The organism is Gloeocapsa sp. PCC 7428 (assembly GCF_000317555.1).
In the GTDB taxonomy this organism is placed as follows: Bacteria; Cyanobacteriota; Cyanobacteriia; order Cyanobacteriales; family Chroococcidiopsidaceae; genus Chroogloeocystis.
This window is the reverse complement of the sequence record NC_020051.1, coordinates 15,282-29,268: the sequence shown is the minus strand read 5'-3', so window position 1 is coordinate 29,268 and position 13,987 is coordinate 15,282. Positions and strand designations below refer to the sequence as shown.

Below are 13,987 nucleotides of genomic sequence, written 5' to 3'. Positions count from 1 at the left end.
AAACTCGCTTCAGTCTTGTCACTTTAAAGTGAAAAATTCTTCACCCACCGAAGGGTGAATTCCCAATGACTCATCAAAATGTTGTTTCGTCACGCCTGCCTTGAGCGCGGGTGCCAACATCTGAATGACTTCGGCAGCACACTCACCCACCATGTGAACACCCAACACGCGATCAGAATTGCTATCAACCACTAGCTTGAGCATGGCTTCCTGTTCTGCTTCACCAATTAAGTTGAATAAAGGTTGAAACGTCTTACGGTAACAACGCACTGATTCACCCAGCTTTTCTCTAGCCTGTGTTTCAGTCAAACCAATTGTTGCAGCTTCGGGCATGGTAGCAACCACATAGGGAATTCCTGCAAAACTGACTATATGGGGCTGCTTGCCAAATTCAAAATCAGCAAAGGCGCGACCAGCAGCAATTGCGGCAGGAGTCCATTGCGGACGAGGCGTACAGTCACCCACTGCGAAGATATGAGGCTGAGTGGTTCGGCCATAGTCATTAATAACGATCGCACCTTGCTGAACTTCAACCCCTGCGGCTTCCAGGTTCAAGCGATCGATATTGGCAACGCGATCAGTTGCATAGACAACAGTATTGACTGTAATAGCATCTGTAGCAGTACCAGTAAACTCTAATTGCAAGCCCTCTTGCACCTGTTCAATGCTGCTCACATGAGTGTTATTGAGAACCTGAATTCCTTGCCGGATCATTCCTGTTTGCACAGTGGTACGCAGATCAAGATCGCAATTCGGTAAGATATACTCTTCTGCCACAATCTGAGTCACCTTGCAAACTAGCCCATTCATAATGCCAGCAAATTTAGTGGCAATGTGATTGCTGCCGATGATAGCTAGGTGATCGGGTTGTTGCTTCAGCTCCAGCAATTCGCGCATCGTAATTGCATCATTGATACCCGGTATATCGGGTGTAACGCTTCTTGCACCAACAGCAATCAAAACTTTGTTTGCCGTGATCTGGTGATCGCCCAACTTGAGGGTATGCGGATTTAAGAATGTGGCATCGCCATACATCAACTCAACCCCTGCCGTTTGCAGATGATGGACGTGAACTTGACTCAAGTGATTAATATTTTCATCTCGCGTTTGGGCAAATTTTGACCAATCAAACTGACGCGGTACTTTATTCCATCCGTATTCGTCGGCGTTTTGCAAAATATGAGAAAATCCGGCAGCATAGGTCATCATCTTTTCAGGCACACAGCCATGCACCACACAGGTTCCTCCTACCTGGTCACGTTCGGCGATCGCTACTCGTGCGCCGTAATGAGCAGCCCGTTCCGCTGCGGCTAGCCCACCGGGACCTGCTCCGATCACAAACAAATCGTAATCAAAACTCATGATTAATGATCCAAATGATTTGTAGGGGCAAGACATTTAACTATCTGTTTTCTACAATCTTTTTCTACCGTTCTGTTCTATAACAAGATGAGATATGAAGGAAATCTCATGTGATTAGCGAGTTCATCAAAAGATCTCGTATTCTTTATTACTTATCCGTTAGCTAAGCACAAAAAAATAAAACCAACATGAAATCACTGTCTTTCAACAGTGGTAATTCTTTAAAGGAGTTTTTACATCAGCGGTCAGACGCAATTACTTCCACAATCTCTTACGTTGGACTGAAGAGAATGCAAATTTTTGCTTCTTGTTACAATTATCCCAGCGAGAAGTAAAAAACTATGACTACCGCCCAGTCCCATCAATCGCTGCTTGAAACTTGTATCCAAAACTGTCTGGATTGCTTACGTGAATGTGAAACCTGTGCTGATGCTTGTTTGAGTGGTGACATGGTGCAGATGATGGCGCAGTACATTAAGCTCTGTCGTGATTGTGCCGATACTTGTGATATTTGCGCTCGGTTTATGGCTCGCAACTCTGATTTGCACGCTCAGCTGTGTCAAGTCTGTGCTGAAGCGAGCGCACGCTGTGCCGCTGAGTGCGAGAAGCATGACCATAACCACTGTCGTCGCTGTGCAGCATCCTGTCGTCGTTGTGCAGAGTCTTGCCGTCAAATGGCAACTGCAATGGCATAAGGTAGCACCGTTCAGTCGTGGTTACGCAGCTGTAGCGTTGCATTTTTAGCCGATCGCAGCCCTGGTTTATCTAGCGATAGACCCAGGGTTTGTTCGTTTCAACATGAGTTGAGTAGACTCAATCATTTTTTCCACTTCCCCCCTTGACTCTCCCGTGAACTGGAGACTCCAAGATAGAAGCAGTTACACATTTAGAGGTTTAGATTCATGGCTCTTCAACTGACAGTTCCTAACATGGCTTGTTCTGCCTGTGGCGACACGATTACCAAAGCTATCAAGGTGATCGACCCCAATGCTATGGTTCAAGCTGATCCTAAAACCCAGAAGTGTTGAAAGTAAGATTAAGCAACGAAAAAAAAGAGGCAGGATGCAGTATTCTGTCCCCAACGAAAAAAATGATGCTTGACAGTAACCTCATTTCCAACGCTTGTCAAATCGATTCTGAAGCAACTTCGCCCGCATGGCTACCCTGTATTGAACTCGCGCTTATTCTTTGGAATCTGGTTGACCTTTGTACTCGACCGCAGTTTAACCCGCATGAGGGACTTGTTTTATCGGCTAAATCGGACGGGTATTTCAGTCAATGTGTCCACGTTTCTAAGGCTTGCAAAAATCGGCAAGACCAGCACTTTTTTCGGATTTATATCGAATTAATTCAGCAACTCAAGCGACGCAATCCAGTGATCGCATAAATGCTGTTTCCGATTGATTCAACGGTCATCACCTTAACCAGCAAAGTGTTTTGGATGCAAGGCTATCATCAAGTTAAATTGCTCAATGGCATCAACTTAGAGCAGGGTAATCCGGGTGAATGTCTGATTCATTTAGGGCTGGGGCGCGATGCAAAATTTGCCGAGTCCGTGACAGGAATGATACCGGAAGGCGGCATCGGCATTATAGAGGCTTTGCAGGTTGGGAGTTCCTCGACCAATTGAGTTTAACTGGAACACAATTTGTTGTGCGAATTAAGAACAATATGAAGACCGAACTGGATCACAATCGATATCGGGTCGTCTGGTTTTGCGATCGGGAGAGCCAAACCGAGTTTCGCCTAGCGACGAATGTGGATGAGACGAGCAATGAAGAGATTGGTGAAACGTATCGACATATCGCTGGCAGATTGAGGTGTTGTGGAAGTTTCTCAAGATGCACCTGAAATTGAACAAGTTGATCACGAAAAACGTGAACGGGGTGACGATACAGATTTACATGGTACTCATTGCGTATTTAATCTTGCAGTTAATCGAAATCTCAGCGTTCTATGGGCGTCAACTACTGGATAAGTTTCGCTACTTGCAATTAGAATTGAGTCGTCACGGTTCGATCGTGCATTGGAGCTACGATCTGCTTCCTGAGACCCTTGTATGAGTCTTGCAAGGTCAAATGTAAAGTTTGTTTTATGGCTGGATTCAATACTTCTGGTAGTAGGGGAAGTAGAAGAACATTGTAATTGCTCAAACTTAAACAAAGATAAGGGGAAGCAGGCGGCTTTGATCGGCTGAAATATACTAGGACAGTAAACAGTTACAGCAGCTATTCAACCAGATGTTTACCGTCCTACTCCATATCCATTAAGGAAATGCCGATGAACTCATCTGATTCTCCTACGACGGCATCTCAATCTGTTCCTTCGACAAAGCTAGAACAACAAGTTCAACAATTACAAGAAGAGATCGCTCAACTGCGGCAAGAGAATGAGCAGTTACGTCAGCAGAAGGAGACAGAATTTTCTATCGAGATCGTCAATCAACAACAAAAGACAACTCAGCAACAGACTCAAGCGCTAGAGAAAGCCAATCCGGAATTGTGGAAACCCGATCGCCTGTTAGAAATTACAGCGATTGCTGCCAGCGCTCTACTGACGATCGAGAACTTTGATGAGGCGGTTAAGACTGCTCTACAAACCCTTGGCGAAGGTTTAGAAACCGATCGCGTGACTGTGATCGAGAACTTTACTCTTCCATCTAAAGAATTACCTGGTTGGAAGGTGCTGTATGAGTGGAACTCACCCCATACAATCGCCCAGATTTTTGATTTGAATACGTCGCAGGGATGCTATGAGGAAATTCGAGATTGGCATGACTTGTTTTGCCAAGGGCAACCCGTTAGCTGCCAGATTGAGCAAATGCCAGAACCTTTTCGGGGCAAGCAAGCGGCGATCGGAGTCAAAGCGTTTTACCTCGTACCGATCTTTGTTGAGGGCAAATGGTGGGGGGTATTGGGACTGGACGACTGCCGTGAGGCAAAGCATCGTACTCTAGCAGAACTGGCAGTCTTGAAAATTGCTGCTAATTGTATTGGCAGTGCCATTCAACGCGATCGCACCCAAAAAGCAATGTTGCAAGCCGAGCAAGCCCGATCGCAAGAACTCGAACGCCTCAACATCCAACTCCAGCAATCGCTCGATCACCTCTCGGAATCCGAAGAACGGTTTCGGACTCTATTTGAGTTGAGCAGCGAAGGATTCCACTACATGGAGATTGACCCGCCTTGTCCAGTCACCTTACCTATCGAGAAACAATGTGAATGGCTATATAACAGCATTCACGTGGTTAAAGCCAATCCTGCCTTTGCTGCCATGTATGGTGTAGACCATCCTAATGAGTTAATTGGCTTGAAAAATTCCGATGTACATGCTCCAGGTTCAGAGAAAAATGCGCTCTTTATTCGAGGCACAATAGAAAGTGGATACCGCTTTCGTAACTTGGAAACAGAGGAAATTGATCGGCAGGGACGGCTACGCTACTTCCTCAACAGTGGAGTTTATACCATCCAGGATGGCTATTTGGTGAATGCTTGGGGTACTCAGATTGATATCACCGAACTGCGAGAGACACAACAAGCCTTACTCGAAGCCGAGCAAGCCCGATCGCAAGAACTCGAACGCCTCAACACCGAATTACAACAAACGCTCGATCGTCTCTCTGAATCGGAAGAACGCTACCGCACCTTATTTGAAATCAGCAGCGAAGGAATTTTTCGGGTTGAATATGATCCACCAATTCCGTTGCATTTGCCGATTGAAGAACAGATTGATTTGTACTATCGCAGCTTATGTGTTGCTGAAGGGAATGCCACCTATGCAGCAATGTATGGCTTTGACGACGCTGAATCCATTGTTGGACTGCGTTTGAGTGATATAGATGTTTCCACATCACAGCAAAATCAGTCTTTCATGAGAGCTTTGATCGAAAGTCGCTATCAACTTCGTAACGCTGAAACAGAAGAAATCGATCGTTACGGCAACCCACGCTATTTCCTCAACAACATCACCACAATCATTAAAGATGGCTGTGCGATCGGCGGTTGGGCATCACAACTCGATATTACCGAACTGCGGTTGGCACAACAGGCCCTCCTGCAAGCGGAGCAAGATCGCGTCGCAGAACTGGCAAAAGCGAATGATGCACTCAAGCAAACCGTTGATGCCTTAGCAACAGAGACTGACCTCAATCGCTTTTTAGGACATGTGCTTAAAGTGATTGCAGAGCAACTAGATGCAACGCTCACTGAATACTGGTATCATCCAAAACCTGATAACATTGCTTACGTTGGACTGACCTACTGGCAAGAAAAGATCCTCAAGCCGGAAGAGCAATCGGGTCATGTTGGCTTGTTTGGCTATCCGGTTCCGCCGGAGATGATTCAGCAAGACAGTCCGCATCATCGCCGGAGGTACTTCATTACTGAAGATATTGCCAGCAGTGAAGTTCATAGCCGAATTGCTCATGAGTATGGGTTAGATGCAGGAGCCTGGTATCAATCGCGTGGGGTGAACCGTTTTCTCAATATGCCGTTGATTCTGGGTGACAGAACGATCGGGGCACTGATCGTCTTTCTTCCAAGCGATCGCCACTTCACTGAGCAACAAATTGAACTCACCTATGCCCTAGCTCAACAAGTAACGCTGGCAATTCAATTGACACGGTTGGCAGAAGAGGCAAAACAAGCGGCGATCCTTGAAGATCGTAATCGCATGGCGCGTGAAATTCACGATACGCTGGCTCAAAGCTTTGCCGGAATCCTCATGCAACTGCAAGCAGCCACTCTTAACCTGATCGATGACCCAGAACAAGTCATTGTTCACCTAAAACGAGCCAGCAATCTCACGCGAGAAGGATTGGCAGAAGCCCGCCGTTCAGTATCGCTGCTGCTGCAAGAAGACGCGGCTTACAGCGATTTATTATCCTCTCTCCATCAACTGATTGAGCAGATGAGGTGCAATACTGATGTCCCTATCTCAGTTAACGTTGAAGGGACTCCTTATCCGCTAAATCCAGAAGTGGGAATGCACCTATTTCGCATGGTTCAAGAGTCTCTAAACAACGCGCTTCGTCATGCTGACCCATCTACGATTCAGATTAATCTCTCGTATGCTACACAGAAAGTATCGCTGTGTATTCAAGATGATGGGTGTGGGTTTGACCTAGAGCAGCCGACCAACGGCTTTGGCTTAAAGGGAATGCAGCAACGGGCAGACCTACTGAATGCTCAATTGCAGATCAATAGCCAAATCGGTACAGGAACTGAAGTTCATATCACAGCCCCTACCCATCCAAGCTAAAGCGACAGCAAAGTAATATTTCGGTTGATTAATAAAAATGTCAGAGCATAAAATTTTAACCAGAATGTAAGACAAAGCCCTGCTAAATCCCGTTCTGCCTTCAATTATGAACCCTGAGCCTCAACCCCTTCGGATCTTAATTGCTGACGATCACCCCGTAGTCCGCGACGGGCTAGCGGCAATTCTTAACAAGCAGCCAGGTATGACCGTCGTTGCTCAGGCGGGTGATGGGCTAGAAGCCGTCGAGCAATTTCGTTTGCATCAGCCTGATGTGGCAATTGTAGACTTGCGGATGCCGGAAATGGGCGGGGCTGAGGTCGTTGCGACCGTCCGGGCTGAGTTTCCCAACGCCTGTTTTATTATGCTCACGGTCTACGATGGGGATGAGGACATTTACCAGGGATTTCGGGCTGGAGCCAAAGCCTATCTGCTCAAAGATACCCCCTGTCATGAGTTAGTTGAAGTGATTCGTGCCGTTTGTACTGGAGCGCAGCATATTCCCAATTCACTCACTTCTAAACTGGCTTCTCGCCTCAGTATGTCAGAGTTGAGCGATCGCGAACGTCAGGTTTTAACGCTCATGACGGACGGTAAAAATAATCGCGAGATCGGTGAAGCCATTGGCATTTCGGAGAGTACTGTGCGATTTCATGTGTCTAATTTGATGAGTAAGTTGGGAGTGAGCGATCGCACTCATGCTGTCGTAACAGCCCTAAAACGCGGAATCATCAAGCTATAACAAGCAGATTCATTTGTCTAAGCAAGACTAGATTTTTGGGATTTGCTGTAATTGATTAAACACCTAGCGTTTCGTCTAGGTCAAAGACTGGATGTTTGCATCGTGCCTAAAACATAGGTTTTACGGTAGCTTGACAGCAGGAGCAGAGTTAGATGTGCCAATTTTGCTTGTAAGGAAAGGTGTTGCAGACTCAGCGATGGGTTGGGTAGAGTAGCCGTGAATTCAGCAAATGATTCTAATCAACTGGCAATTCCAGTAGGACAGCGTGACCACATCCAGGGAGCAGAGACCGCAGTGATAACCTTAGTGGAATATGGCAGTTATGCCTGTCCAAATTGTGCAGCGGCTCAAACCGTAATTCAACAACTTCAGCAGCAGCTAGGAGAACAGCTACGGATTGTATTTCGCCATTTTCCACAAGTCAATCTTTACCCGGAAGCTCAACACGCATCTGAAGCGGCTGAAGCCGCCGCCGCCCAAGGTAAATTTTGGCAAATGCATGACTATTTATTGACTCATCAACATGCTTTGAATAACGGCAATTTAGTAAAGTATGCTTTGACAATAGGATTGGATGTTAATCATTTTCTACATCAAATGAGACGAGATGTTCATTTAGAGCGAGTGCATGAAGACATAGCGAGTGGAATACAAAGTGGAGTCAGTCGTACACCGACTTTCTTTATTAATGGGATTCGACTAAATGGTGAATGGAACCCAGAAACTTTAAAATCAGAAATTTCAAAAGTATTCTTGCAAGGATAAACATTTTGGAGCAAATGGAAAGCCATGACCTTAACGATCGAAATGACTTCAGATTTTATTTGTCCCTGGTGTTTAGTTGCAGACACCAACTTACAGAAAGCAATAACTTCGTTAAGCTCCGCTAACGCACAACTGGGTAATTCAGTTGAGATTCAGCGCATCTGGTATCCGTTTGAGCTAAACCCAGATATGCCAGAAGCGGGGATGGATCGCAAAACTTACCGCACCAATAAATTTGGCAGTTGGGAATATTCACAACAACTGGATGCCAAAACGGTACAGGCAGGGCAAGCCAACGGTATTGAATTTCGCTACGACTTGATGAAAGTTACTCCCAATACCCTCAAAGCCCACCGATTAACTTGGTTCGCAGGTAATGCGGGCAAAGCAACGGAGATGGCAGAACGGATTCTGAGAGCCTATTTCACAGAAGGTCAGGATATTGGTGATGTTGGTACGCTGGTAAATCTCGCTGCTGAAATTGGTTTAGATTCAGCGCACGTCAAAACATTTCTTCTTTCACAAGCAGGGATTCAAGAAATTGAAGCATTGAAACGTCAAGCGATCGCTCAAGGAATTCGGAGTGTTCCCACCATCTGCATTGGCAAGGAAGTGTTAGTGGGGGGGCAGCCTACCGAGATTTTTCTCGCTGCCCTGCGTGCTGCAACAGAATTAGAGAAGGTTTAAGTCCGATGATGACTAAATTAGATTACCTAGATTCAGCGGAACACCAAAACAAACCTCAAAACCAAGTGCGGCTGTATGGTCAACCCAATCTAGCAGAAGCTTACGAGATCCGCGATTTTCTCAATCGAAGTGTGGTTGAATTTGATTGGGTTGAACTTACAAGCGACGAGGACTGCCATCGAGAATTGGGATTTGCTGCCCTGAACGATCTGCGTTTACCAGTCGTTGAATTTCCAGATGGTACTCGACTGTTTGCACCAACCATTCGTGACATTGCTCAAAGGTTGGGGTGGGTAGCCCAGCCTAAATTCAAAGAATACGATCTTTCGATCTATGGAGCAGGTCCGGCGGGGCTGAGTGCAGCCGTTTATGCAGCTTCTGAGGGGCTGCGGACTGTCCTGATTGAGCGACAAGCCGTTGGAGGGCAAGCTGGAACCAGTTCACTGATTGAAAATTATATGGGGTTTCCTGAAGGAATTCGGGGTGCAGAACTAGCGGAACGAGCGCGTCAGCAGGCGGTTAAATTCGGTGTTGAACTCTTGCTATTGCGTGAAGGAATTAAGGCAGAATTTAGAAACAATCGCATTTATGTCGATATGGCAGACGGCAGCAAAATGATTGCCCGTACCAACATTTGTGCGACAGGTGTAGAGTATCGACGATTAAATTTGCCCAACGAAGATCGTTTTCTGAACCGGGGGCTATTTTATGGCGCGGGTGTGAGTGAAGCGTCCATGTGCCGGAATCAGCAGGTTCTCGTGGTTGGTGGCGGTAATTCAGCAGGTCAAGCCGTCATGCATTTCTCACAGTATGCCAAGCAGGTGACGATGATTGTTCGAGGCAGCACTCTGGCATCTACATTGTCAAAATATTTGATCGATCGCATCCTGAATGCCGCCAATGTTGAGGTGCTTTTTAATGCTCAAGTTACGAGGCTAGATGGTGAGGGCAGCCTACAGCAAGTTGAAATTACGGACTGTAGCGAAAATTTGGTGCGAACTATTGATACTCAATATCTTTTTATCTGTATTGGTGGTGTGCCGAACACAGAGTGGGCAAAAGATACCAACATTGTGAGAGATGAGGCAGGTTATCTGATTACCGGATCGGATTTGCTTAAGAATGGTCAGTTGCCCGCTTGCTGGTCAATTGATCGCGATCCTTATTTTCTTGAAACCAGTGTTCCGGGATCGTTTGCTGCGGGTGACGTGCGGCATGGATCGACCAAGCGAGTTGCTTCAGCAGTCGGAGAAGGGGCAATGGCAGTTACATTTGTCCACAAGTTTCTAGCCGAAGCTTGAATTTATTGGCTATTTAGAAAATGATGTCTCTTATGATTTCTCCAGGAATCAAATGCTATCCAATGTTTGAACTAGAAAGCGAATTGGAGTTGAACAATGAACTCTAAAGAAAAATATGCCATTGTCATTGGTGGATCATTGGGTGGTTTATTCACTGGAATCATGTTGCGATCGATCGGGTGGCAGGTCGATGTCTATGAGCGATCGCCCCATGCTCTTGATAGTCGCGGTGGTGGCATTGTCCTGCAACCCGATGTCATTGAAGCGTTTCAACGGGCAGGGATTCCAGTTGATTCATTGGGTGTCATTGCACAGGAACGCTATTACCTCAACCGCGATGGCAGCATTAAACTAGCAATGCCCATGCGTCAAACTTTAACATCCTGGAATATGCTCTATGGCTCCATGCGGCGGCATTTTCCAGTCGAACACTACCATACTGGAAAGCGACTAACAGATATTCAGCAAACCAATGAAGAGGTTACTGCAATATTTACAGATAGAACCTCTGTCACTGCTGCATTGCTGGTGGGTGCAGATGGTCCTGGTTCAACGGTGCGTCAACTGCTTTTGCCCACTTATCATTATCACTATGCAGGATACGTCGGTTATCGAGGATTAGTGGATGAAGCAGATCTTGATCCAGCGACAGCCGCTCTCTTTACAGAACGATTCATCTTCTTCCAATTTCCCAATTCCCACATTCTGCAATACCTGGTTCCCGGTGAGAATGAATCGCTTGTGCCCGGAGAACGTCGCTTTAACTGGGTTTGGTATGTCAACTATGACGAAACGACAGAACTGCCCCAAATTCTGACTGACAAAGAGGGAAGACGGCGAGATTATTCAGTTCCTCCAGGGTTTTTAGCTCCCACTGTTGAGCGAGAGATGAGATCTTATGCGGATGCGGTACTGGCTCCCCCCTTTCAAAAGCTAGTTGCTGCTACAAAAGAACCCTTTGTGCAGGCAATTTTAGACTTAGGAGTACCGCAAATGAGCTTTGGACGAGTCGCCCTGGTTGGGGATGCTGCCTTCATTTCTCGTCCTCATACGGCTGCCAGCACCTCGAAAGCATCGGCTAATGCGATCGCCCTTGCCGACGCTCTCCTAGAACAGAACCATCAGGTTCCTGAGGCGCTAAATGCTTGGGAACCCGATCAGCTTAGATTGGGAATGCATTTGTGGAAAACTGGTCAGGATCTCGGCGAACGTTCCCAGTTTATGCATGGCACAAAGCGCTTTAGTGGGACTACGACGGCTATGGGACAAGTCTGATATTGGTTTCATAGAGCAAGCCATCGAGCAGTGAAGGAGCATCACGCACAGTCGAACTAAGTAGAACACTAGAGTTGAGTCAAACCCATAGTTGGCATTGATAAATTTCCAGAGATTAGAGTCACCCTAAATAGACAGACAGGTCTACATAAAAACGTTCATGAAATCAACTTCTCCTAAAAAATCTGCTCGCGATCGCATTCTAGATGCTGCCTTGAAATTGTTCTATCAGAAGGGCATTCAGCACGTTGGGGTCGATGAGATCGTGGCTCATTCGGGTGTTGCCAAAATGTCGCTTTATAATCACTTCCACTCCAAAGATTAATTAGTCGCAGAGTTTCTGCGGCGGCGGGATGAGAACTGGCGACGTTGGTTTGAAGCAACGGTTGAACAGTACGGGAAGACTCCGTTTGAACGCCTACTCGCTATGTTTGATGCGTTGAAAGACTGGTTTGAGCAGCCCAATTTTCGAGGGTGTGCATTCATCAATGCAACAGTTGAACTTGTGAATTCAGATCATCCGGGTTATCAAGTGGCCCTGGAACACAAGCAAGCACTTTACCAATACATCCTCAGACTGACACAAGCGGCAGCAATAAAAAACGCAGAATCTTTAGCCCGTCAACTATTGCTGTTGATTGAAGGGGCAATTGTGCTTGCCTTAATGGAAAAGCGTTCAGATGCGGCAGGGCAAGCTCGTGCGGCTGCTTTAGCTTTATTAACCGCACAAAGCCACCAATACCGGACTTCAGGTTCAACCAAACGACGCTAGTAGGTGTTTTAAGGAGAGAATAACGATGGACATGGAGCGAGAACCAACCTTTGAATGTAGAGGATTACCGAAACACAAACTGAATCAAGCGATCGCTTATATCAATGAACACTTAGATGAGAATTTGTCGTTAGAGGCAATTGCTACTCATCTCGGCATGAGCCAATACTACTTCTGCCGCCTATTTAGAGAATCCATTGGAGTCTCTCCTTACAAGTATTTGATGCAGCAACGGATGGAGCGAGCAAAGCAGCTATTAGAACAGAAGCAAACACTCATCATCGACATTGCTCTTCAGTGCGGCTACTCGGATCAAAGCACATTTGCAACCGCTTTTCGGAGAGCAGTAGGAATGTCTCCCAGAACCTATCAACAACAATTCTGATATCGCCAAGAGACAACACTAAAAAACAGCAAGAATTCCAAACTTTCGCAAGAAATCTCAAGACAAGCTTTAATCATTTTTTTATAGTTACTTCCAGTACACTGTAGTTTTCGCCAAAGAAACTGCATTGCATCTATCGAAAAAGTCCGAAAGATCAAGGATTCGGGATGCCTCAGTTTTGCTTTACTGACGTTACAAAAGATTTTTCCTAATGTTCTTGAATCTCTAGTGTACTGGAGACTTCAGGATAGAAGTAGTTTATTGCAGGAGGATTGAAATGATGACATCCACTGAAAATGTGATCGCAGGTCCGGCTCTATCTGCTTATCAAGTTGAGTTTGAATCAAAGCCTGCCGACGTTAAAGCGGGTGAGGTGGTAGACCTTGTTTTTACCATTCGGAATGCCAATGGCTTGCTCATGCACAATCTCCAAGTTGTGCATGAGCAAGCCATGCATCTGCTTGTCGTCTCTGAAGACCTGAGCGAGTTCCATCACTTGCATCCAGAACAACAAACCGATGGTCGTTTTCGTGTCACGCATACCTTTCCACAAGCTGGTAATTATCGGCTTTATGTCGATTACACGCCGATCGACACGCACCAAATTGTGAATCAACTGAGTCTGCAAGTTCTCGGAAAAGCACGTGAGTCGATCGCCCTGATTGAAGATGAACTCCCAACGAAAACAGTGAATGGCATACGAGTCACAATGAGGGCAAACCAACCCCTGCGTGCGGGTGAAGGCGTACTGCTCGATTTTGTTGTTGAAGATGAGCAGACCCATGAGCCAGTCACCGATCTTCAACCTTACCTGGGTGCGCTCGCCCACTTTGTCATCATCAGCGAAGATGGCGCAGAGTTTCTGCATGTTCATCCGATGGAGCATCACGGCGCATCGGCAGCCCATCACTCCGATCATGCAGTTTCATCCTCTACTCATCAACACACACACTCTGGTGAACTGCACTCAGTCGATACCATCACCCCTCAAATTAGCGCACATACAAGCTTTCCTCGTGCTGGACTTTACAAAACCTGGGCACAGTTACAGCGTGATGGACAGGTCATTACCGTCCCCTTCGTTGTACGGATTGCCGAGCAACAAACCTACTCAAGCTAAGTGGTTCTGTCTTTTGATAGGTTTTCAAAATTTGCTTGCCCCCCCTTGACTCTCTAGTGTACTGGACACTTCAAGATAAAGATAGTTCATAGCAGGAGGATGAAAATCATGACCTTACAGCTTACTGTTCCCAATATGGCTTGTTCCGCTTGTGGAGAAACCATCACGAACGCTGTCAAAGCTGTTGATCCGGTGGCAACGGTACAAGCTGATCCTAAAACCAAGTTGGTCAATATTGAAACGCAGCAGTCTGAAACGGCAATCAAACAAGCCATTACTGATGCGGGTTATACCGTCGCATAAGCAAAGCATCCAGAGAAAT

13 protein-coding genes and 2 pseudogenes are annotated in these 13,987 nt (G+C 46.3%); 14 read left to right on the top strand and 1 reads right to left on the bottom strand.

Annotation, left to right across the window (positions count from 1 at the left end; genetic code table 11):
- Window positions 1–18 precede the first annotated feature (18 nt).
- Window positions 19–1,362, bottom strand: coding sequence for an FAD-dependent oxidoreductase (locus tag GLO7428_RS24740; protein WP_015328535.1), 1,344 nt, complete (start codon window positions 1,360–1,362; stop codon window positions 19–21).
- Between the two features lie 341 nt (window positions 1,363–1,703).
- Between GLO7428_RS24740 and GLO7428_RS27085 the strand changes: the two genes are divergently transcribed.
- From GLO7428_RS27085 to GLO7428_RS24680, 14 genes and pseudogenes are all read left to right on the top strand, one after another.
- Complete coding sequence (locus tag GLO7428_RS27085) at window positions 1,704–2,057, top strand: four-helix bundle copper-binding protein (protein ID WP_071882461.1); 354 nt, start codon at window positions 1,704–1,706, stop codon at window positions 2,055–2,057.
- A 207-nt stretch (window positions 2,058–2,264) separates the two neighbouring features.
- Window positions 2,265–2,381: pseudogene (locus GLO7428_RS29280) on the top strand (copper chaperone); the annotation flags it as partial.
- Between the two features lie 78 nt (window positions 2,382–2,459).
- Window positions 2,460–3,425: pseudogene (locus tag GLO7428_RS27080) on the top strand (transposase).
- 217 nt (window positions 3,426–3,642) lie between these two features.
- Window positions 3,643–6,621 carry a GAF domain-containing protein gene (locus tag GLO7428_RS26320; RefSeq protein ID WP_015328534.1) on the top strand — a complete coding sequence of 993 codons (2,979 nt, stop codon included), beginning with the start codon at window positions 3,643–3,645 and terminating at the stop codon, window positions 6,619–6,621.
- 106 nt (window positions 6,622–6,727) lie between these two features.
- Window positions 6,728–7,360 (top strand): response regulator transcription factor, encoded by a 633-nt coding sequence (locus GLO7428_RS24720; protein ID WP_015328533.1) that lies wholly within the window; start codon window positions 6,728–6,730, stop codon window positions 7,358–7,360.
- A gap of 216 nt (window positions 7,361–7,576) precedes the next feature.
- Window positions 7,577–8,125, top strand: coding sequence for a thioredoxin domain-containing protein (locus GLO7428_RS24715; protein ID WP_015328532.1), 549 nt, complete (start codon window positions 7,577–7,579; stop codon window positions 8,123–8,125).
- Between the two features lie 24 nt (window positions 8,126–8,149).
- Entirely contained in the window at window positions 8,150–8,812 is a 663-nt protein-coding gene (locus tag GLO7428_RS24710) for a DsbA family oxidoreductase (RefSeq protein ID WP_015328531.1), read from the top strand.
- Between the two features lie 8 nt (window positions 8,813–8,820).
- Window positions 8,821–10,113, top strand: coding sequence for an FAD-dependent oxidoreductase (locus GLO7428_RS24705; RefSeq protein WP_041919565.1), 1,293 nt, complete (start codon window positions 8,821–8,823; stop codon window positions 10,111–10,113).
- A gap of 96 nt (window positions 10,114–10,209) precedes the next feature.
- Window positions 10,210–11,388: an FAD binding domain-containing protein gene (locus GLO7428_RS24700; protein WP_015328529.1), complete on the top strand. Its 1,179-nt coding sequence runs from the start codon at window positions 10,210–10,212 to the stop codon at window positions 11,386–11,388.
- Window positions 11,389–11,548: 160 nt separating this feature from the next.
- On the top strand, window positions 11,549–11,713 hold the full coding sequence (locus tag GLO7428_RS29855) for a TetR/AcrR family transcriptional regulator (protein ID WP_210404500.1): 165 nt from the start codon (window positions 11,549–11,551) through the stop codon (window positions 11,711–11,713).
- A gap of 102 nt (window positions 11,714–11,815) precedes the next feature.
- On the top strand, window positions 11,816–12,160 hold the full coding sequence (locus GLO7428_RS29850; protein WP_210404499.1) for a hypothetical protein: 345 nt from the start codon (window positions 11,816–11,818) through the stop codon (window positions 12,158–12,160).
- A 25-nt stretch (window positions 12,161–12,185) separates the two neighbouring features.
- A complete protein-coding gene (locus GLO7428_RS24690; protein WP_041919564.1) occupies window positions 12,186–12,545 on the top strand; it encodes a helix-turn-helix domain-containing protein in 360 nt (119 codons plus the stop codon).
- A 277-nt stretch (window positions 12,546–12,822) separates the two neighbouring features.
- Window positions 12,823–13,665 (top strand): hypothetical protein, encoded by an 843-nt coding sequence (locus GLO7428_RS24685; RefSeq protein WP_015328528.1) that lies wholly within the window; start codon window positions 12,823–12,825, stop codon window positions 13,663–13,665.
- 108 nt (window positions 13,666–13,773) lie between these two features.
- A complete protein-coding gene (locus GLO7428_RS24680) occupies window positions 13,774–13,968 on the top strand; it encodes a heavy-metal-associated domain-containing protein (RefSeq protein ID WP_015328527.1) in 195 nt (64 codons plus the stop codon).
- Window positions 13,969–13,987: the final 19 nt, after the last annotated feature.